Raw genomic sequence first — 20,712 nt, 5'->3', positions numbered from 1 at the left:
TCGCACTCGAAGGATCACGCGATGGCCGTCCTCATTTCACGGCGCCACGCCCACTACCTGGGGAAACTCGTACACCACCTCCGTGGACGCAACCCGTGGGCGCCGGTCCCGTGCGGCGCGGGACTTGGGGCCGCGCGCCGCCTGCCGACCGGCTGTACGAGATCAACCCGCCGTACACCGCCGCACCGCCGCCGTACTCATTCATGTGTAACGATCACCTCATCGGGGCCGGTCACCCTACGGGGCTAGAAGCGATCGCTGGTTCAGGACTCTGCCCTGGACTACCGAACTGCCTAGTTGAACCAATCCAAGGTAAGACCGCCACAGCTGAGTATCGCCGAATGTCGAGGTGAGGGTTTGCCTGTCCGCGATTCTTGGCGTTGTATTAGTGTTGGCGACAGGTGAAGATCCCAGATCTATGTACGACGATTCAGAAAAGGAAGATTATGTCTGAAGCGACCGAAGGAATTCAGCCCATCTCGTTCGACGCCGACGACATATCTCGCATTGAGCGGGTCCTTGGCCTCAGACACCTACATACTCTTAAAGATTATGTTATCTTCGAACACGTCGACGCTGGCGGAATTCGTAAATTAAGGCCAGCGATCCCTCTGGATTCGACTTATGAGATTCTCCAGGCTATTGCACGCGGAGCCGAGAAGATGGAGGAATACGAAGGATGGATAGATCCCGGTAAGGGGTTTGCTGAATTTGAAATCGGACAAGGGGCGTCCAGCCCGTTCACTAGCAGGAATGCAGATAGATTCAATTTTGAAAATCGTCCTTGCTCTCACACCCACAAGGGCGAACCTCCGTTTGTGCACGACAAAGATCGAAACTTTATGCACCCCCTTATTAGGGTTACATCGGGCGATAGTTCTACATGTATCGAGATATCACCTAACTCTGCTCTCTGCACCCCTCTTCTGCCCTGGGATTCGGATAGTCGACAAGTCAGAAGTCAGACCACTCTAAAGATCTTCCTTGATGGTGAAACTGAGAAGTCGGAGCTTCTGCGCAGATCTCGCGAGCTGGCAAACTCTTTCATATTTGAGCTGAATGCTCGCCACGGAGTTCTTTACTCCTTGCGCCCTAAGTGGGAGCGCCCTTCTTATCGGCGCCGTACCACCGCAGTCAGTAACGCCGTTAGATTTCCAAAAACTCCGGTACCCGACAACGTTGCTACACTCTTTTCTATTCCCAACGATTTTGCAATGCGCGGCAACCATACTTTATCTTACCTATCCTACTATCAGATCCTAGAGCACTATCTGCCGATCGCGCATAGGCGAGAAGCCGTAAAGAAGGTGCGAAGGCTTTTGCGGTCGCTGGACTTCGACGAAGAAAAAGATTCTTCTATTTTGCAGATTCTAAGCTCCGTGGAGCGCTCGCACGGTGCCAGCGAGAGCGACCAGCTGCGAACACTTATAGAGGAATGTGTTCCGGAAATCAGGTTGCAAGAATTCTTTTCATTCGATTACGGTGGGCATTTTGGCAAGCAAGGCCCCATATCGGGAGTTCCTGTGATTCACTCCAAGAGTGGAGAATCTTTGGCTTCCCAGGTTGCGAAAAGAGTCTATGCACTGAGAAACAGAATTGTGCACGCAAAAGACGATGTGCGATACGCTGAGTCCAAGGTGTTACTGCCGGTCAGCTATGAGGCATTGAGGCTGTATCCCGATATAGAGCTTCTGCGAGTCCTAGCTATTGAGGTGATCGTAAGCAATCGATAGTAATACCTTGCGAAATCGTTGAACGATCACGCCGTGTAACCTCTATGCCTTCGGCTCCGGGACACGTACATGTGCATTGGTTTTCCGCCGCTTCTGGCTGAGGTGCAAGACCCGCACGGCCCCGTCCGCGCTCTGGCCGATGACGAGCAAGCAGATACTGCCCCACGATCGCCTGTAGATGGCTGGCCGCGGTAGATGGCTGGGGGCGATCGACGGTCTGGGACTTCGTTCCTAATGACGGTGCGGGCGCGTTCCCCGATCCAGTCGGGGTGGCGGATGTCTACTTCGTTCCAGGGTCTTCGAGACCTTCTTGCTGAGGCTGGCGCCGTTGCCCGGAACGGCCGGACGGGGCGTGCCCGCACCTCAGCTCCAGCCCCTCGGAACGACCGAGGCGGGCGGCTGCTCGGGATGACGGTTGGGTGTCAACGGGATCGTCCGGCTGGTCGTCGTCTGTGGGGTGTGCGAATCTCCGGTCACGGGCGAAAGGGACGGGAACATGAGCAGCAACCGGTGGCAGGAACGCCGCGTACTGATCGCCGTCGTCGTCTTGGCCGCGTTGGGAGCCGCGACGGCGGTTGTCACGGCCTTCCAGGTGACCGATCCATGGGTGGTCGGCGGGGCCGCGGTGGTGGCGGCGGTCCTAGGCATCTGGCAGGAGCGCTACAAGCGGATCACCACCCGCCGTGACGAGATCACCCTCAAGCTGCACGATGGCTGTCTGGTCCTGCCCAGCGGACGGCTGCCCACGGTGGTGCAGCTGGATGACCCGGTCCAGCTGGGGGTGCATCCGGCGATCGTGCTCACCGGCACTCCCGAGGCCGAGCCACCGGTGTACGTGCCCCGCGATGTCGACGACCAGGTACGGGAACGGCTGGCGGCCGGGGGGTTCGTGCTGCTGGTCGGGGACTCCACCGCGGGCAAGTCCCGCACCGCCTACGAAGCCGTGCGCGCCACCCTGCCCGATCATGTGCTGATCGCCCCGCACGACCGCACCGCGCTGGTGGCCGCTATCGAGCAGACCGTGCGCACCAATCGGGCTGTGCTGTGGCTGTCGGACCTGGAACACTACCTGGGCACCGGTGGCCTGACGCGCGAGCACATCGCCCGCATCACCGCGGGCAAAGGCCACCGGGTCATCGTGGCCACGCTGCGCAGCGCCGAACAGGCCCGTCTGACCAGCCAGCCCACCGATGGCGATGAGGCCGCCCGGTCAGCCGGGCGCGAGATACAGGAAGCCTTGGAGCAGGCGCAGGTGATCCGGCTGGCGCGTAGGTTCACCATGAGCGAGTTGGAGCGTGCCCAGGCCCGCGCCTGGGATGATCGCATCGCCTCCGCCGTACAGCAGGCCGACGAGTTCGGCATCGCCGAATACCTTGCCTCCGGTCCTGAGTTGCAGCGCGACTACGACAATGCCTGGGAGGTGGGGGGCAACCCGCGGGGGGCCGCTTTAGTCTCGGCCGCGATCGACTGCCGCCGCGCGGGATACACCAGCCCCGCCCCCCGTCGGCTCCTCGAAGAGCTTCACACCGCCTACCTGGAGGCTGAGGGCGGCTATCGGCTCCGGCCCGAATCCTTGGAGGATGCCTGGGCTTGGGCGACCCGGCCTCGACGCGCCACTACCGCCCTGCTGTCACCCGTTCCGAATGCCGCCGGTGATGGGGTGGCCGTCTTCGACTACCTCGTCGACCGCCGACAGCAGGCAGAAGGCCCACTCGCGCAGATCGCCGAACCGGTCATCCGCACCGCCCTCATGCACGTTCACCACGCCGACGACGCCGACCAGATCGCCTCCACCGCTTATCGCCGAGGCCGCTACCACCTCGCCGAATCGGGCTACCGCACCACCTTGACCCTCCGCCGGCAGGAACTGGGCGAGGAACACCCTTCCACGCTGACCAGCCGCAACAACCTGGCGCTCGTGCTGGGGGAGCTGGGGCGGTTGGAGGAGGCCGAAGCAGAGCACCGGGCCGTACTGGAGGTGTGTCGCCGGGTGCTGGGCGAGGAGCACCCTTCCACGCTGGCCAGCCGGGGCAACCTGGCGAACACGCTGCGGGATCTGGGGCGGTTGGAGGAGGCCGAAGCAGAGCACCGGGCAGAGTTGGAGGTGTGCCGCCGGGTGCTGGGCGAGGAATACCCCGACACGCTGATCAGCCGTAACAACCTGGCGCTCGTGCTGGGGGATCTGGGGCGGTTGGAGGAGGCCGAAGCAGAGCACCAGGCCGTACTGGAGGTGTGTCGCCGGGTGCTGGGCGAGGAGCACCCTTCCACGCTGACCAGCCGGGGCAACCTGGCGCTCGTGCTGGGGGATCTGGGGCGGTTGGAGGAGGCCGAAGCAGAGCACCAGGCCGTACTGGAGGTGTGCCGCCGGGTGCTGGGCGAGAAACACCCTTCCACGCTGACCAGCCGGGGCAACCTGGCGCTTGTGCTGGGGGGGCTGGGGCGGTTGGAGGAGGCCGAAGCAGAGCACCGGGCCGTACTGGAGGTACGTCGCCGGGTGCTGGGCGAGGAGCACCCTTCCACGCTGACCAGCCGCAACAACCTGGCGAACACGCTGGGGGAGCTGGGGCGGTTGGAGGAGGCCGAAGCAGAGCACCGGGCAGAGTTGGAGGTGTGCCGCCGGGTGCTGGGCGAGGAGCACCCTTCCACGCTGATCAGCCGTAACAACCTGGCGCTCGTGCTGGGGGATCTGGGGCGGTTGGAGGAGGCCGAAGCAGAGCACCGGGCCGTACTGGAGGTACGTCGCCGGGTGCTGGGCGAGGAATACCCCGACACGCTGACCAGCCGGGGCAACCTGGCGAACACGCTGCGGGATCTGGGGTAGCTGAAAGAAACCCCAACCTCAAACTTTAAGGATTAACGGCTTCAAACCGCCGTGGAGGTCGTCGAAGTGCTACGGCCAAGAGTGAGTTGCAGTTTCCGTTGCAGTTCAAAGCCGTCCACGGCTGTTCAGGATGGACCATAGATACTCCCTGACCTGCGTTGAACTATACGGAACAGACCGAGGTCGATCTTTTAATCCGCAAGTTCCGAGTTCGAGAGCCTGCCACAATCAGGCCGTGGATTCCCAGGACTCCCCGCTTTACAAGGCTGCCCAACTCCAGCTCGTAGGCGCTCGTGCCGAGGAGGTCACTGTCAGCGCTGTCCACATCATGGAGTGCTTGGAAGACGACGACTGGGAGACGGCCCTCATCCTTCTTGAAGATCTCGGCGATGCTTGCCCACAGCCGCCCGAGTTCTGGGGCCTGCTGGCCGACGCCGCCCGGTTGATATGGCTCCGGGAGGATGCCGACTGGTACGAGTGGCGGAGCAGTGAGGCCCGAAACGGCGCCCTCCGGGCTGAACTCCGCCTGGTACGTACCGAGGACGGGGGCCGTGCACTGCCGGTACCCCCTGGCGGGTTGCTCCGGCCCATGTGGGACATCGACCGACGTACGCCCGAAGGTGAATACCTACTCAGCATCGCCTTCCTCTGGGTCGAGGGCCGTGATCCGTTGAAGCCGGGCGAGTGCGCGCGGGTGAGGCTCATCCCCCTGACCCCTGAGCACTGGAAGCACCTCAAACCGGGTGATGTGATCACCATGCACGAGATGCGGCCACCCGTTGGAACGGCACGCATCACCGAGGTCATGCCGCCCGTGGCGACTGCTCCCTAGTTGCAGTTCTAGTTGCAATCCAGCGCTGTCCCATGCCGTTCCAGGCGGACCAGCCACGCCTATTGGCCCACGTTGAACTGATCGGGACAGGCAAGATCAGAGCTGCTAATGCGGTTGGGTCGAGCAGGCGATCTTGTAGTTAATCCATCCAGTGGAACCAGGCATCAAACACGCTGTACGGCGGATCGCCGAGGACCGTTTCCACCCGAAGCCCAGCCTCCAACGGCAAGCTGAGGACCTGCGAGCCGAGCAAGGCGATACCGTGCCGATCAAGCACCTGGCCGATCTGTCGGCACTCCTCCTCCGAGCCGGGAAGATCGATATCCGCGACCTGTAACAGCTCAGGCAGGCCGTAACTACCGGCACCGTCAGGTCCCGAAGATCGGGTGCTGGGCTTGAAGAGCGCCGCCAACGGAGCGAGCCGACACAGCGCCAGGGGCAATCCCTCAACGTTCGTCCAGCCGTTCATGGAACGACACATCGAACCGTCGCGCTTGGTGATGAAGACATCGACGTAGGACGCATAGCCAGAGCCGTAATTCCGGAACTCGGCGTGGTGGACGCACAACGACGGCAGCCGGTCGAGATCGGCGACAATCCGCCGGAGGAACCCCTCCACGGAGGCATCCCCGCCGGCCCATGCTCCCGCCGTACTTGCCAGCTCATCATTCACGGCGCTTCGGAGAGCCGTCGGATCGGTCGCCAGCTCCCTGCTCACCGGTTCGCTCCTCGATCTGGTTCCGCGTCCCCTCCGTGCACAATAACCAGGACACCCCGTCGTCCGCGTTCCCTCCGGAGTGAGACGAGGCATGAGAGAAGATCGGACAGGGGTGGAGCGCGGGCCTCCAGCACAAGCCTAAGATCAGCTCATGCGAGCCGGGTACAACGAGGTGTTGGCGATGCTCGGGTACCCGCTCGACATGGTCGCCACGCCGGTGCTCATCGGATGGGCACGCGAGAGTGACCGGGAGCCACTGAGCGAAGTCCTGTTTATGTGCTCCCTGTTGTTCGAGATCGCCTTCCTCTTCGGGTTGGTCCGACTTTTCCTTCGTGGATTGCGGTGGGGCGGTCACTTCTTCGCGCGTCGGTGGCGGACGACGGCACCGCAGGACCCGTCCGGATCGCCGGGCCATTAAGTGCGGTCAACAGCGGTCAGTCACGGTCACTCGCGGGGAGCCCGCCGCCCAGCTCACAGCCCGTACGGCCTGCGATCGGACCGATTTGCAAGCAGGATGTCAGGAGTTCGAATCTCCTAGGCTCCACCCTACGTCGGAGTGGTGTACCTCGGGCCGCCATGAATTCCGAGCGCTTCAGTCGACGCCAGCAGGACGAAAAGGGCTCATGGTGTCAACCGGATGCCCTCACAGCCCGTCTCTCCTGTGCCCCATCTGTCACAATAGGAGTCGCTTTGCGCATCCGCTCGATTCTCTCGGTCGCCGCCCTGGCCGGCAGCCTGGCCCTGCTCTGTCAACCAGCGCATGCCACCGTCTCCGAGCTGCGACAGGATGCGGTCGTCGTCACCGACATCGTCGAGTACCAATGCACCGTAAACGGCGTGGCCGAGAAACAAGACATCAAGGTCAAGGTCGAGCTGACGATGCCGGTCAACGCTGTGGCGGGCCGGCAGATGACCATCGACTGGCGCGGAACCTACGCCGACGACACCACCATGCTGAGGGCGCCTGCCACGGGACTGGCCGGCGGCACCAAGCTGTACGCGTACGCGTCCATCAGCGGGCTCGCCGGGCTGACCTCCGCCACCGGGGTAGGCGAGTTCACACTCAGCGCGGGTCAGACCGTTCCCCTGCCGACGGACGCGGTCCCTCTGAAGACCAAATCTTCCAACGCGGGCACTGCGACGGTACGGCCGGCCGCCATCAACTTCGGGACCAGCCCCACCGAACCGTCGATCCAGTGCAAGGTGCAAAACGCCGCCGACCTGACGACCTACCCCCTCACCGTCGCTTCTGCAGACGGCCAGCCAACCGGGCCTGCCCCGGTAACGCCGAGTCCACAGCCGACCCATACCGTCACGGCAACCGCGGGGGATCAGTCAACCGGTTCCGTACCGGTGACTTCGAGCCCACAGCCGACCCATACCGTCACGGCAACCGTGACGAGAGCATCAGCGGGGGAAAACGGCAAGATAATCAAGACCCCATCAGGAGGAGCCGCGACCGGAGGCGGCGGTGAGTCCGGCCCCGACGGGCGAGTGCTCATATTGACCGGCTTCCTGCTTACCTTCGCTGCCGTCACCGGACTCCTGCTACGCCGTCGTAGCCTTCCCAGCGGCAGGGGATGACCATCCGGTGCTCGCCTTTGGCCGGCCGTACACACTGCGGATAGGTGTCCTTCGTCGATCCGGTAGACCTGGTGCTCAATGAACACCTCAAGCTCTGTCCGGGGCACCGGGCCGTTGTGGCGGGCGTAGGGGAGGCGTGCAATATGCGTGCAATGATCAAGGTCGTCGCCGACGCGGAGGGAGGCGCCGCCGCAGGTCGGAGACCGTGGATCACTGAGAACGGTCACGTCCTGTAAAACCGTCGGCTCAGCCTACGGTGGTTCGAACCCCATCCACCTGCCACCCGCTGTTACAGCAGCTCAAAGGCCCCACACGGGGCCCCTTTGCTTTTCCGGCCCGCGCAGCCGGAACCGTCCTGAGCGGGTGTGTCACCGTCCACGGGATATACGCGGGATGGATCTTGGCGCGTTCTCCCAGGTCGGATCGGGGATCGCGAGGCGGCTACCGGATGAGACCGGCCCGCGAACGCAGAAGGTCCCGGAGCCCATCTGTCCCGACCAGCGCAGACTCTTGGCGCCTGACGTCGGGAACACCCGTGCCACGGTGCGGGCCGTGCCTCCGCCCGGGCGACGGTGTGGCACGTAGGGTGCCTCTCATGGAGATCCCCGGCCTCGGGTCCGTGACCGAGGACAGCGATGGCTTGTACTGCAGCGCAGCGCTTCTCGTTCCGGTTCTGGGAAACGCGACCTGTCACATCCTCGTGGACGGGTACGACGACGATCCCGCGAAAGCTGACTTCGATGCAGCCATCAGCACCTTCCTGGCCCTCGACGAGCCCGTTCTGAAGGCTGCGGGGCCAGCGATTTTTGAGTACTACCAGGACGTCAAGTCCGACATTGCCGCCGACGAGGAGGTTGTGTCGATCATCGGCCCCGACGACGTGTGGAAGCACATCCACTTCGGCGGTGAGGCGACGATCTCGCGCGACAACTACGGTGACCGGCGGGTGTACGTGTCGCTGGAGTGCGAATGCGATTGGGAACCGGAGCACGGTCTGCAGATTGTGTTCCGGGATGGACGAACCGTGACAAAGGTCGGTCCGTTTGACGGCCACCTCACCAACGCGACGGCATATGCCCGCGCTGACCTAGAGGGCGTTGTCTACCACCAGTTCAGGTAGTGGCCGGCGGGAACACGGTGGCGTGGCGACGCGGGCATCGGCCAGCGACAGTTGCCGACTCACGCGCGCGTACGCTTGGGCTTGGTCCGCGCGGGATATGCGCGGGATGATCTTCCTGAGCGGTGTTCCTTCGGAGACTGAACCGCAGGTTAGAAGGGTCCTGGCGTCGGCACCGTAGCTCTCTTGAAAACCGCTAGGCCGGGTGACCGGTCTCGTGGGTTCGAACCCGCGAAAGGCCGTCAATCGTCCCCATGCCCGCGTCCGAGCCCTCGGCGAGCGCACCATCGCGACGCTGAATTCCTGGAGGCTCCTGATCAAACTCCGCTGCTGCCCTCACGGGGACCCCGTCATGCAACAGTTTCCGCCCCTGGCTCCTCTCAGAGGTGAGGGAACGACGAAAGGCAAGGGCTGTTGGAAGCTGATCCCCGTTTCGCGGAGTTCGTCGCCGAGCGCGGCGACGCGCTGCTGCGCTACGGCTACATGCTGGCCGGTAATCCGCATGACGCGGCAGACCTGGTCCAGGAGGCGTTGCTGAAGCTGCGCGGCGCCTGGCATCGATTGCACTCGAAGGAAAACCCGGAGAGTTACGCGCGTACCACGATGGCCAGGCTGCACATCGCCATCTGGCGGTTACGCAGGCGCGAGCAGCTCGCCTGGGACCTGCCGGAGCGCGAGCACCACGACCCGCTGCCCAGCGGCGACGAGCGAAGAATGTGGCAGGCGCTGGCCGGCCTGCCGCGCAAGCAGCGCGCGGTGCTGGTGCTGCGCTATTACGAGCAACTTGACGACGCCGAGATCGCCGCCGTGCTCGGGATCTCGCGCGGCACGGTACGCAGCCAGGCCGCCCGCGCGCTCGACAAACTCCGCAGCGCCGTCCCGACTAAGCCGATGACCAGGGGGAACGTACGATGACCGAGGTTGAGGAGACTCTCCGCAGGACGTTCGGCCAGGCCGCCGGGCAGGCGCCCCGGTTGCCCGCCTTGCTATCTGAGCGGCTCGAGCGGATCCACCGGCGCAGGAGGCAGCGGGCCCGGATGGCGCTGGCCGCCGCGGCGGTCGTGCTGGTCGCGGGCGGGGCCGTCGCCGTGATGCCCGGCGGCGACACCATGACGGCCGTGACCGCTTCGGAGACGCGCTCCGCGACGCCGGCCGAGCGCGTGGAGAAGGTCTGGCCGGAGGCGGTGCGGAAGGTCCCGGCGAAGGGGCCCGACGGGGCGTCGTGGCGACCGGAGACGTTCATCGACGACCGTACGCTGCTCGTGACGGCTCCGGCGGGATTCGACCAGCCGACCGCCGTCTACGCCTACGATCTCGACGACAACTCGCGACGCAAGATCGCCGACCTGCCGTCGCCCGAGGGCACGTCGGGTTTCGCCAACGGTTTCGCCGTGGGCGACGGACACGTGGTGTGGTGGACCGCGACGAAGGATCGCATCGCACACCTTTGGGCCGTGCCGGTGGACGGTGGGACGGCAAAGCTCGTCGCCGACCAGAGCATCAAGGAGGGGGACGGCAGCGGGATCGACTCGCTCACCGTGGCCAACGGCAAGATTATTTTCTCGCTCTACACGGGCGGGGTCTTCGCCGTCCCCCTGGAGGGCGGCACGGTGGAACCGGTCGAGGGAGGCATCGGGATGCATCTGCTGGCCTGGCCGTGGATCGGCACGCCGGGGCGGGGAGGCGAGCCCCACGGCACCCAGTTCGCCCGGATCCTGAACGTGGAGACCGGTGAGACCAGAACTGCCGTCACCCACCCCGGCGAGGTGATCCAATTCTGCGGCGTGACCATCTGCCTGGGCAGTACCTCGGAACTCCAGACCTTCTTCCGGCATCGGGACGGCTCCTCGCAGAAGATGGTGCCCGCCATCGTGGCCAACAGGACCCCGACCCAGGATCGCTTCTACTTCTCGACGTACGGCGACAGGAATCCCGAGGGCGTGGGACTGTACGACCTGAACACCGGCGAATCGGGCTATCTGGGCATTCGGGGGGAGGGCTCTTTCATAAGCCTGCCGTCCGAGGATCCGACCGGCAGGCTCCTCAGCTACACGCTCGGGGACGACCTTTACATGATCGATCTGGCCAAGATCCGGTAGCCCGGTCACGTCCAGCGAAGTGGTGTACAGCAGCCCCGTACAGCAGCCCCGTCTCACCCGATCACACGTCATCGACCCGCATCCACCGCCTGACCAGCACATGAGCCGTGTGACGTGCATGCTGCCCTTGGCTTGTAAACAGAAGGTCAGGGGTTCGATTCCCCTCGTCGGCTCGCAGTGAAGAAGGCCCCTGAACAGGCATTACGCCGTCAGGGGCCTTTCGCTTGCCGGGATGATTTCGCGATCTTGCTAACACCTTTGCTAACAGCAGGAGGAGGCTCGGTGGCTCTGGAGGAGCATCCAGGCATGTGGACCTACGATCCGGAAGTCGAGGGCACCTACGTCTATCTGCGTGGCCCGATCTCTTCGGGGGGGAGACGGTCACGGTGGACGAGGCGCTGGTGAACTTCGACCTCGACAAGAACGGCAGGGTGATCGGCATCGAGACCCTCGCCGCGTGGCCAGGAGAACAGGAGCCTGGACATGGACAAGGACCCTCCCGGCGAAGGAGAGCCCTTGGAAGCCGACCACAAGAGGGTGGCCGTCATCTACGCCGGCATCGCCCAGGCCCAGCTTCAGACAGGCGGCGTTGCCGGAGGAACCGCCTACGCCCGCCGCGCTCCGGAAGTAGCCCAGCGCAGCGAATCGACCTGGGGGCTCCAGCAACCTCGCCAAGGTGGAGAAGGCCCTTGCATCCAAGTCAGACCGGACGGCGAGAGAGCTATTCGGCGACATCGCCTCTACTCGCCGGGGCTTGGGGTCGTCTCCCGTCTGATCCACTCCAGGTAGTCAGCGGTGCCGGCCACCAAGGGAACCGCGATGATCTGCGGCACCTCATAGGAGTGCAGCTCCCGCACACGCCGGGCGAGCTCCTCGAAGCGGTCCACGGTGGTCTTCATCAGCAACAACCACTCCTCAGAGCGCCGGATCTCACCCGCCCACCAGTAGGTGGACTCGATCGGGGCAACGATCTGCGCATCAGCGGCCAGCCGTCCCCCGACCACTGCCGAACAAATCCGGTCGGCCTCCGCGCGGCTGCTGGCAGTGACACGGACCTCGAAGCAATCCGAAGCATTTTGAAGCATGCCGCCAGACTGCCGAATTGTTGTTGTAGGTATCAAGGACGGCGCTCCGCGCCGCCGCACGGCCCTCCACCCGCCCGCCGTCCGGGCGTGCGGCGTGGGCGCCGGTCCCGAACGGCGGCGGGGCTCAGGGCCGCCCGCCGCACCGCACCCCGCCGCACCCGCCGGCCGTGGGCCACGCCACCGCCCGACCGCGCGCAACTTTCCGCCAACCTCGCCCGATCATGACAAAGTACTACGAGGCCGGGGTCACGATCTGGATCAGGTTCCCGCAGGTGTCGTCGAAGACCGCCATGGTCACCGGCCCTGCCTCCATCGGCTCCTGTGTGAACGTCACCCCCAGCCCGCGCAGCCGCTCGTACTCCGCCTGCACGTCCGCGACCTGGAACGAGGCGGCCGGAATGCCGTCGGCAACCAGCGCCTCCTTGTACGGCTTGACCGCGGGGTGCCCGTCCGGCTCCAGCAGCAGCTCTGTGCCCTCGGGGTCCTCCGGTGAGACGACCGTCAGCCACCGGGCCTCGCCCAGCGGGATGTCGTGCTTCTTGGTGAAGCCGAGCACCTCGGTGTAGAAGTCGAGGGCCTTCTGCTGGTCGTCCACGAACACGCTGGTGACGTAGATCTTCACGGTGCCTGTCCTTTCCTGATGACCGGCCACCGCTCGAAGATGGCGGCCAGGGGAGTGGTGTCGAGGTGGTGGAATTTGTACCGCCCCTGCTTGCGCGTCATGATCAGCCCGGCCTCCTCCAGCACCGCCAGATGCTGGGATACGGCCTGCCGGGTCAGGCTCAGCTGATGTCGACTCGTCAGGCGGACACAGATCTCGAACAGGGTCTGGCCGTCGCGCTCGGTCAGCTCGTCGAGGATGGTTCGCCGGGTGGGGTCGGCGAGGGCCTTGAAGACATCGCCCATGCGGGCGAGGATAGGCAAGCTGTCACTTGCCTGTCAATCCAGCCTCCGGCGGGGGCGCTCCGGCTCCGGGATGATCGCCAAGGGCATACTCGTCACCATCGGCCTGTAGACGGGAGGAGCAGGCGAGGGGATGTGCGTGTCCGCGCGGGCGATGATCCGGGCTGCAGCTCATCGCCGTTCCATGCTGTTCCAGGCGGACTGGGCCGCGCCCAGGGAGGTGGTGTACGAGTTTCCCCAGCTAATGGGCGTGGCGCCGTGAAATGAGGACGGCCATCGCGTGATCCTTCGAGGGCCGTCTGTCCAACGCCCGCAAGTAGAACCTGCAAAAATCAGTTACACCGAAGACTGACCCGTCCTCCGCTCCGTTTGTGCCCTGACGGGAAGGCCAAGACCGATGCGGAACGCGTTGAGTCCCTGTCCGGAACTCATGCCTTGGCCGGCGGCCGCCAGGCTGATCAAGGTTTCGGCTTCCTCGTAGCATGCGGGGCATCTGGCGAGGTGCACCCGCATCGGTTCGTCGAGCCCGCGACCGTCATGGATCAGCGCATCGACACAGCTGTCTATGTGGTCGAAGCAGTCATCGCAGGACAGCCACGGCTCGCTGGTAGCGGTGAGGCTCTCGGCCTGTGCGGCTGTCAACGGCTTGTCCGGTGTGTTCATCTCGTCATCTCTCATCCACGCGAGAGTCGGGCAGGAAGCCGCGGTGGCGCAGTTCGGCTCGGAGCTTGACCCGTGCGTCGTGCAGAGTCTTGTACAGCGCATTGCGGTTCGTTGCGAGGCGCTGGGCCAGCACGTCGATCGGCACCTCGTCGATGATGAGAGCGCGCGCTACTCGTCGTTGATGGGGTGTCAGTACCGTCCGCATCGCGACCGCCACCGCCGCGGAGAAGTCCTGTGCCTCCATACAGGCCTCGGGAGTCATGGGATCGTTACTGGCCGGTTCCGGTTGATCCTCAAGGTCAACCGGGCGATCACGCCACAGTGCCCGTCGGGCCTCGGCCGCGGCGTGAAAGATCCCGAACTTGTACACCCAGGTCGTGAACCTGCTCCGGCCCTCGAACCGGTCCAGACGAGCGAGCACCGCTACCGTCGCCTCGTCAGTGGCCGATTCGATGATCTCCTCGGCCCGGACCCCACCGAGCTCGACCCACACCTGGGGCATCCGGTGTACCTGGTGACGTGCCGCCTGCCCGACCGCCTGCCACAGCCTCCGGACGGCGTCGTCATGGCCCGCGCCGCGTGCCCGCAACGCGTCGATCCACTCCTGCTCGCCCGCATCCTCGCACCGTGGTGCTCGCGTGCTCCGCCGTGCTTGCTCGCTCGATGTGGTCACGGACGTCATCGTCACCCGCCCGGGCACCAGGGTGCAAGGATCCGTGCGGCGAGCTCCGGCGGACACCCTCGGTCGACCAACGTCAACAACGCGTGGAAGTCCAGATCGTCATATCCCGCGAGTTTAGTCGCCAGGACGGCGTCGAAGCCCACCCGGGCCAGGACGTTCGCCTGCCACTCCCGGAGTGCTGGGGAACGGGACGAATCGCGCTGTGGCGATCGTGGCAGGGTGAACGGCTCAGTCATCACGTTCATTGGGTCGACGTCCCGGCCGCCCGCCTTACCGAGACCGCCCGAGGAAGAAGTCCCCCGATCAGATCGCCGCTGACGGTAAGGGCGCCCCTGCTCCGGAACACCCACTGTCCATGACCATCCGCGTCACCGATGGACGGGCCCGGCCGCCCGGGCACCGACCTCGACGCGTCGCCGCCTGCGGCGTGCGCTTGCGAAAGGAAGCAGAGATGACCGGAGCACAGCGACGGAGCCACCGTATCGCGTCCGTCATGGCGGGCCTGGCCATCGTGGGAACCTTGCTCACCGGATACGCTGCCGGCGGCTCCTCGGAGGCCGCCGCGGCGCCGGCGGCGAGCACGGTCGCCGGCCACACTCCGCACGATTCGAACCTCCAGAAGGAGATCGCGCTCTACACCACGATGCGCGAGTTGTGGATGGACCACATGCAGTGGACCTACGCGACGGTCGATGCGTACTTCCACAACCAGAAGGCCCTGCAGCCGACCCTCGACCGGCTCCTGCAGAACCAGAAGGACATCGGCGCCGCGGCCGTCCCGTACTACGGCAAGGCTGCCGGGGACGAGCTGGCCGACCTGCTGACCACGCACATCAAGCAGGCCGTGCCGGTACTCAAGGCCGCACAAGCCGGCGACAAGGCCGCGCTGAACAAGGCCCTAGCCGACTGGTACGCCAACGCCAAGGAGATCGCCGACTTCCTCTCCGCAGCCAACCCGGAGAACTGGCCGACATCAGCCACAGAGCCGATGATGAAGGCGCACATCGACCAGACCACCGTCTACGCCGTCGACCTCCTGAAGGGCGGCTACGCGGAGGCGATCAAGGACTACGACAAGGCCTTCGATCACATGATGATGCTGTCCGACACCCTCTCCCAGGGCATCATCGCCCAGTTCCCCGACGAGTTCTGCGCCTAGGAAGGCCGCTGAAAATCTTTCTGGTGGAGGGGCGTCTCGGGACTGGGATGCCCCTTCGCTGTGCGCTGGAAGGGACGATCACCCAGGTGCCGTTGGTGCGGGTCAGGCCGAGGCTGATCAACCGGCGGAGGTTGAGAGCGGCGGCGCGGGTGTGGAGCCAGGCGTCGTTCTTTATGGCACCGATGTAGCGCAGCCTGCGATTGCCACGCGCCACGATCCAGGCGACGTCACGTTCGACGGGTGGCCGCCAGCGGCGGTAGTCGGCTCGCCAGACCGCATCGGTGACGGCCCGACGGCGGGCGGCGGCCATCAGGTCGTGGTGCGGACGGATGGTCAGGATGCGGCCGGTCTTGGCCGTGGTGCATCGCTTGTGTAGCGGGCAGCAGACGCACCGATCGCCGAAGAAGGCCTTGCGCTGATGATGCTGCCCGCTCGCAGGTGACAACGCGACGGTGTATGCCGCGGGGCAGGTCACGGTGTCGGCAGTGGTGTCGATGGCGAAGTCGTCCAGGGTGAACCCGCCGGGGATGGCCGGTCGCAGCGGGGCGGGCTTGATCACCAGCCGGTGTCCGGCCTGGTGCAGGCTGCACCGGGCCTCACCGGTGTCGTAGGCGGTATCGGCGAAGAGCTGCACCGACGCCTGCTCGCCGGCCAGCAGGTGGCTGTAGACGTCCTTCGTGATCGCGATGCTCGCATGCCCGAGGATGTCGGAGACGACGTGCAGCGGCGTACCGTGGGCGAGCAGGAGCGAGGCGCCCGAGTGCCGTAGCTCGTGCGGGTGCCAGTGGCCGAGGCCGGCCTTCTGCGCCAGCCTGGAGAACAGATGCGAGAAAGTGTCGGGGTCCGAGGGGTGGCCGAAGGCGGTGGGGAAGATCAGCCCGTGCTCGGTCCAGGCCTCACCCGCCTGCGGTCGTTCGGTGTTGTGCGTGGCCCGGTGTCGCTTGAGCGCGTCGACCAGTTCGGGAGTCAGGCAGAGCGTACGGCGTGACTTCCTGGTCTTGAGCTCGGAGATCACGAGCCGGGTCTTCCGCTCGGCGTCGGGAGTGCGGTTCTTGAGCCGCTTCACCGCGTGCGTCACGCGCGGGGTCCGGGCTTCCGGGTCGAAGCCGTCCCACATCAACCCGAGCGCCTCACCACGGCGGAGGCCGAAGACGGGCGCCAGGAGGATGAAGCGCGGTGAGCTTGTGCCGCCCGAGCCCCGGCTTGAGGTGGAGCCGTACCGTGTCCTCGTAGTCGTCCAAGGTCGAGTCCGCGATGTGACCGGGGAGCATGGACAGTCACCGATCAAGGCGGCGCCGCCGTACGGCCCAGCGTCGCGGGCCGCCCGCCCGCCGTACCCAACGAACCCGCCGCACTGAGCCGCGCCGCTGCAAAGGTCGCTCCGACCACTGGCCCCAACCGTTACGCAGCCATACGAGTGCTTTACATTGGCGCCGGCGACCCGACTGCGACAGGGGTAGCGCCGGAATGCCACCATCTGCTCCGGAATACCCAGGCAGCCACGTCACAGCTAGTCCAGGACGGCGGCGCGCAGAGCGCCAACGATGAATACCGTCGCCGGATCATGGGGATTTCGGTCGGGGGCGTCAGAGTGAGTGTCCGAGATGGTCCCCAAAACGATTCCTACGAATTCTCCAGAGCTTCCTGGAGCCGCGTCGTGGCCGCCTCGGCGGCGGACCTGGTGAGCGCGGGATCGAACTGGCCCACGTGGCCATCGTGTTCCAGCACGATCATGGTGTTCCGCACCCTGATAATCATGATGTCGATCGCAATCATCGACTCCTTGTCCAGGTTCCTGTCCGGGAACCCGCTGCGGAGCTTGATCCCATAGACACCATCACCGAGCCTGCCCACCGACAGCTTGCGGACCGTGTCTTTGGTGGCGTCCGTGGTGACCGTGACGTGGCCGCAGTCGCGAACCATGACCTTGGCCGCCCGCTCCAGGGCGGAGATCTTGCCGCGAGTGCCGCTCACGATGTACTCGCTCACCCCCTCCCACTTGTCTTCCTTCTTCAGCCAGGTCGCGGCCTTGGCTCGATAAAGCGGGGCGATCCCCTTGACCGCCCTGGTGCACGCCTTCGAGCGGGTGACCGAGGAATACAGGGGATCCCTGTTCCGGATCGCGCTGCGCGTGAAGCCCTCGCCGAGGTCCTCCGGCAGAAGTAGGGCTGCTCTGAGTTGATCCAGAGACGGTGGCTCGGGAGAGCTCTCAGCCAAACCGGGAGTCGGTGTGATGAGCACCCCACATAAGAGACCGGCGGCGAAAAGTGAACGATTAATGATCATGTCGGGCACTCTAAGTGATTCTCCCTTCCGCAGGGAGAGGCCGAGAGCAATGCTTGAAACCTGTGGGTCTGCGAGGAAGGGGTGTACCTTCCCGGACCTGAGATGAGGTTCTCAAGCAGGCCGATGTTGGCGCATCGGTCGGGAAGGCACACCAAGAAGAAGCCGTAAGGAACCAACCTGTCGGTGTGTCGCAGCTCGCTGAGCCGACGGACGCTGGGATGAGAACGCCCAGTTCATCGCGGACGCCCACCAAGATATCCCTCGGCTGATCACCGAAATCAAACGACTCTCACCCCAAAGGGCCACCAGGACCTCGAGGCGTAATAACGCTCACCACCGATCCACAGGTATTGACAATTGCTCCGTGTGCCGCGCCCTCTTCGATCGAGCCGGAGGAACGGGGAGCCACCGCCCTCTTGTAACCCTTTAGGCGGTTCTGACCAAGCAGGGGTGTTAATCGACGAAGGGAGCATGCCGGTGCGTCGCAAACAGGCGGAGATCGCCACAGATCACGTGGCGTTCGAAGCCTTCTACCGGCGGCACGTCGACGCGGTCACCCGCTTCCTCGCTCGGCGCGTCGACGACCCGCACACGGTCGCCGACCTGGTGGCAGAGGTGTTCATGGCGGTGCTTGACTCCGCCCACACCTACCGGGCCGGGCTGGGGACCGAGATCGCGTGGCTGTACGGCGTGGCACGCAACACGCTCTCGACCGAGCGGCGCCGGGCGTTCAAGGAGTCGCGGCTGACGAGCCGGGTGAGCGGGCGACGGCCGTTGGACACCGACGACGTTGCCAGGCTCGAAGAGCGCATTGATGCGGAGCGGCCCGCCAGGCGGGCCTTCAAGGCCATGGCCGACCTGCCCGAGGGGGAGCGCGCCGTACTGGAACTGGTCGTCATCGACCAGCTCACGGTCACCGAAGCGGCGACGGTCCTCGGCATCCGGCCGGGGACCGCCAAGGTGCGGTTGCACCGCGCTCGCCGCACGCTGCAGGGACTGCCCCTCGTCATGGAAGGAACACCGGGATGAGTTTCGAGGAGCGGATACTGATGGAACTGAAAGCTGAAATCACCGCGCGCGCCGAACGACGTCGTCGCACCGGTCGCCGCCTGTTCACGGGGGCGGCGGTGGCCGGGCTGGCCGCGGCGGCGGCAATCGCGGTGCCGCTGCTGACCGGGTCGGAGCAGTCCGCGTACGCGGTGACCAAGAACGCCGACGGCACGATCAACGTCAAGCTCAATGAGTTCAGGGACGCCGACAAGCTGGAACAGGATCTGAAAAGGATGGGGGTGTTCGCGGACATCACCTATCTCAAGCCCGGCAAGTCGTGCAAGGGGAACAGGGGCGAGATCGTCGGGGGCGGCTCCCCGGAGGAGTGGAAGGACTCCGCGTCCGACAAGGCCGCTCGCCTGCGTCTCACGGGGTTGGAGATCGATCCCCGGTACGTCGGGAAGGGGCAGACCTTGGTGATGACGTTCAGTGAGAACAAGGACCGGACCTCTGGGCCGAAGAAGCCGGGGGTGGAGTGGACGTTCTCCGCATATGTGGTCAACGGCCAGGTCAAGCCCTGCGTCGTCGTCGACGACCCGATCTGGAACGACGTCGACGGTCCCGGCCGGCCCTCCGCAGAAAGTTGATCTTCGTGGAGAGCGGATCCGCCCGTCAAGGTGAGATCACCCGAAGGTGATCTAGCTGGGGTTCCGTTCGATCAGCTTGATCGGGCGGGACCCCGCCATCTTTCTCTCCTGTCAACGGTCGTCATTGAGGGCGCGGTCCCATCTGAATCATGATCAATAATGTCGTTCACTGAAACTGCCGGCAGAGTCCTTCAGGCCGGGGATCGCGTCAATGGTCAGAGGTCTCCCGCTCGCGAAGCGGCTGTTCGACGGCCTCCTGGACGCGGAGCTTGGTCTGACGGCGGCGCCGGGAAGCCAGAGCCGCGACGACGAGCACGCAAAGGACGATGAGGAAAAGCAGCAGTGCCCAGGGGATGGTCCAGGTTTGTGTGGTGCTCTCAATATTGGCGAGCGGGGCGACCGAGCCCGACACGTCGGTGAGTAGCGGGACGAGGGTGACCATCCCCGTCAGTCTCAGCGCGGGAGCCACTCCGTGTACCGGCACGGAGACCTTCCAGGTGTCGCCCGGGAGCAGCTGAGGCGAGTCGTCGATCTGCCCCGCGTGGACGCCCAGGCGCCCGAGGGGGCCGGATATGGACACCGCTTGCCGAGCAGTGAGGATGGCGTTGCCCGTGTTGTGGATCGTGTACGTGACGGTGGCGTCACCCTTCCCAAAGGGATTGGGCGTGCCCGAGTAGCGCACGCGCAGGTCCTCTACCGACAGGCTCGGCTTGAGCTCTCCACCTACGCGCAGAAGGATCCGGATGCCGAGACGCCGGTCCCCATCGATCCCGTCCGCTCCGCCGGCCTGCGTCAACGAGGTGACGATGCCGCCCATGTATTCGCCGGGCGCGGCGCTGTCCGGAAGAGCGACCGTGAACGGCACCTCGACCGACTTGCCGGGCGGGACCGTCACGTCGGACCGGTCCGTGCGGACCCACGCACCCACCTTGGTCGACTTCGCGTCCTTGGCGACCAGGTCGAGCCGGCCCTGCTTGGTGGTGAACCCGTCGGCGGCGTACACGGCCAGGTGGAGCGGCGTCGTGCCGTGGTTGACGACCACGAGACCATCCTGGAGCTGCCCGCCCGGGTCGAGGGCGTAGCTGTAGTTCTGCCGGCCGGACCCGAAGTCGTTGGAGGCCGTCGTGACCGCCCAGGAAACCTCGCCGTCCGCCGCCGCAGCAGGTCCCGTCCCCACTCCGAGGAAACCGAGCGCGGCGAGCAGCACCACGACGGTGGCCTGGGCGAGGGATCCGGCTGCTGCGGCCGTACGCGGTCTGGGCGGGTGCATCTGATGGTCCTCGGGCAGTTCTGGGAGCGGCGGGATGGAAGACACGCGGCGGGTGGAAGGCGTGTGGTGGGGTGGGCACCCGACGGTGCCCACCCCACCAGGTTGAGTGGGCCGGATCAGCTC

19 protein-coding genes and 1 pseudogene are annotated in these 20,712 nt (G+C 65.1%); 11 read left to right on the top strand and 9 right to left on the bottom strand.

Translation table 11 applies throughout. The features are described 5' to 3' along the window. Positions 1–446: 446 nt before the first annotated feature. The 3 genes from ACIN94_RS13010 to ACIN94_RS13000 all read left to right on the top strand — a co-directional run bounded on the left by ACIN94_RS13010 (position 447) and on the right by ACIN94_RS13000 (position 5,386). Positions 447–1,733, top strand: coding sequence for a hypothetical protein (locus ACIN94_RS13010; RefSeq protein WP_400704062.1), 1,287 nt, complete (start codon positions 447–449; stop codon positions 1,731–1,733). Positions 1,734–2,229: 496 nt separating this feature from the next. After that, positions 2,230–4,554, top strand: a complete 2,325-nt coding sequence (locus ACIN94_RS13005; RefSeq protein WP_400704059.1) for a tetratricopeptide repeat protein — start codon at positions 2,230–2,232, stop codon at positions 4,552–4,554. Between the two features lie 235 nt (positions 4,555–4,789). Beyond that, complete coding sequence (locus ACIN94_RS13000) at positions 4,790–5,386, top strand: hypothetical protein (protein ID WP_400704056.1); 597 nt, start codon at positions 4,790–4,792, stop codon at positions 5,384–5,386. Between the two features lie 139 nt (positions 5,387–5,525). Here the strand turns inward: ACIN94_RS13000 and ACIN94_RS12995 are convergent, their stop codons facing one another. Further along, entirely contained in the window at positions 5,526–6,104 is a 579-nt protein-coding gene (locus tag ACIN94_RS12995) for a hypothetical protein (RefSeq protein WP_400704053.1), read from the bottom strand. Between the two features lie 690 nt (positions 6,105–6,794). On the opposite strand from ACIN94_RS12995, the gene ACIN94_RS12990 reads away from it, so the two are divergent. The 5 genes and pseudogenes from ACIN94_RS12990 to ACIN94_RS12970 all read left to right on the top strand — a co-directional run bounded on the left by ACIN94_RS12990 (position 6,795) and on the right by ACIN94_RS12970 (position 10,904). Then, positions 6,795–7,688, top strand: coding sequence for a hypothetical protein (locus ACIN94_RS12990; RefSeq protein ID WP_400704050.1), 894 nt, complete (start codon positions 6,795–6,797; stop codon positions 7,686–7,688). 595 nt (positions 7,689–8,283) lie between these two features. Continuing rightward, positions 8,284–8,808, top strand: a complete 525-nt coding sequence (locus ACIN94_RS12985; protein WP_400704047.1) for a DUF6985 domain-containing protein — start codon at positions 8,284–8,286, stop codon at positions 8,806–8,808. A gap of 229 nt (positions 8,809–9,037) precedes the next feature. Then, positions 9,038–9,136, top strand: a pseudogene (locus ACIN94_RS12980) (IS5/IS1182 family transposase); the annotation flags it as partial. A gap of 83 nt (positions 9,137–9,219) precedes the next feature. After that, positions 9,220–9,720, top strand: coding sequence for a SigE family RNA polymerase sigma factor (locus ACIN94_RS12975; RefSeq protein WP_400704044.1), 501 nt, complete (start codon positions 9,220–9,222; stop codon positions 9,718–9,720). Next, positions 9,717–10,904, top strand: a complete 1,188-nt coding sequence (locus ACIN94_RS12970) for a hypothetical protein (RefSeq protein WP_400704041.1) — start codon at positions 9,717–9,719, stop codon at positions 10,902–10,904. The genes ACIN94_RS12975 and ACIN94_RS12970 overlap by 4 nt, the downstream gene beginning before the upstream one ends. Before the next feature lie 740 nt (positions 10,905–11,644). On the opposite strand, the gene cutA is transcribed toward ACIN94_RS12970, so the two are convergent. The 5 genes from cutA to ACIN94_RS12945 form a co-directional block, all read right to left on the bottom strand. Then, the gene (gene cutA / locus ACIN94_RS12965; protein ID WP_400704038.1) at positions 11,645–11,908 is read right to left on the bottom strand and encodes a divalent-cation tolerance protein CutA; all 264 of its coding nucleotides are present in this window, start codon (positions 11,906–11,908) and stop codon (positions 11,645–11,647) included. A 313-nt stretch (positions 11,909–12,221) separates the two neighbouring features. Continuing rightward, positions 12,222–12,611 carry a VOC family protein gene (locus ACIN94_RS12960; RefSeq protein WP_400704035.1) on the bottom strand — a complete coding sequence of 130 codons (390 nt, stop codon included), beginning with the start codon at positions 12,609–12,611 and terminating at the stop codon, positions 12,222–12,224. Then, complete coding sequence (locus tag ACIN94_RS12955) at positions 12,608–12,895, bottom strand: ArsR/SmtB family transcription factor (RefSeq protein ID WP_400704032.1); 288 nt, start codon at positions 12,893–12,895, stop codon at positions 12,608–12,610. Before ACIN94_RS12955 ends, ACIN94_RS12960 begins: the two co-directional genes overlap by 4 nt. A gap of 333 nt (positions 12,896–13,228) precedes the next feature. After that, entirely contained in the window at positions 13,229–13,570 is a 342-nt protein-coding gene (locus ACIN94_RS12950) for a hypothetical protein (protein WP_400704029.1), read from the bottom strand. Further along, the gene (locus ACIN94_RS12945; protein ID WP_400704026.1) at positions 13,560–14,228 is read right to left on the bottom strand and encodes an RNA polymerase sigma factor; all 669 of its coding nucleotides are present in this window, start codon (positions 14,226–14,228) and stop codon (positions 13,560–13,562) included. Before ACIN94_RS12945 ends, ACIN94_RS12950 begins: the two co-directional genes overlap by 11 nt. A gap of 460 nt (positions 14,229–14,688) precedes the next feature. On the opposite strand from ACIN94_RS12945, the gene ACIN94_RS12940 reads away from it, so the two are divergent. Continuing rightward, entirely contained in the window at positions 14,689–15,396 is a 708-nt protein-coding gene (locus ACIN94_RS12940; RefSeq protein WP_400704023.1) for a hypothetical protein, read from the top strand. On the opposite strand, the gene ACIN94_RS12935 is transcribed toward ACIN94_RS12940, so the two are convergent. Continuing rightward, the gene (locus ACIN94_RS12935; protein ID WP_400704020.1) at positions 15,362–16,873 is read right to left on the bottom strand and encodes a tyrosine-type recombinase/integrase; all 1,512 of its coding nucleotides are present in this window, start codon (positions 16,871–16,873) and stop codon (positions 15,362–15,364) included. The genes ACIN94_RS12940 and ACIN94_RS12935 overlap by 35 nt on opposite strands. 146 nt (positions 16,874–17,019) lie before the next feature. After that, positions 17,020–17,613, bottom strand: coding sequence for a hypothetical protein (locus tag ACIN94_RS12930; protein WP_400704018.1), 594 nt, complete (start codon positions 17,611–17,613; stop codon positions 17,020–17,022). 546 nt (positions 17,614–18,159) lie between these two features. Here ACIN94_RS12930 and ACIN94_RS12925 point away from each other — a divergent pair. Both ACIN94_RS12925 and ACIN94_RS12920 read left to right on the top strand, forming a co-directional pair. After that, complete coding sequence (locus ACIN94_RS12925; protein ID WP_400704015.1) at positions 18,160–18,711, top strand: RNA polymerase sigma factor; 552 nt, start codon at positions 18,160–18,162, stop codon at positions 18,709–18,711. Further along, the gene (locus ACIN94_RS12920) at positions 18,708–19,319 is read left to right on the top strand and encodes a hypothetical protein (protein WP_400704012.1); all 612 of its coding nucleotides are present in this window, start codon (positions 18,708–18,710) and stop codon (positions 19,317–19,319) included. Before ACIN94_RS12925 ends, ACIN94_RS12920 begins: the two co-directional genes overlap by 4 nt. 208 nt (positions 19,320–19,527) lie before the next feature. Here the strand turns inward: ACIN94_RS12920 and ACIN94_RS12915 are convergent, their stop codons facing one another. Continuing rightward, positions 19,528–20,589 carry a WxL protein peptidoglycan domain-containing protein gene (locus ACIN94_RS12915; protein ID WP_400704009.1) on the bottom strand — a complete coding sequence of 354 codons (1,062 nt, stop codon included), beginning with the start codon at positions 20,587–20,589 and terminating at the stop codon, positions 19,528–19,530. Positions 20,590–20,712 lie beyond the last annotated feature (123 nt).

It is taken from the genome of Streptosporangium sp. NPDC087985, assembly GCF_044741965.1.
Taxonomy (GTDB): Bacteria; Actinomycetota; Actinomycetes; order Streptosporangiales; family Streptosporangiaceae; genus Streptosporangium.
Note: the sequence above shows the minus strand (reverse complement) of the source record. Positions and strands in the feature narration are given on the sequence as shown.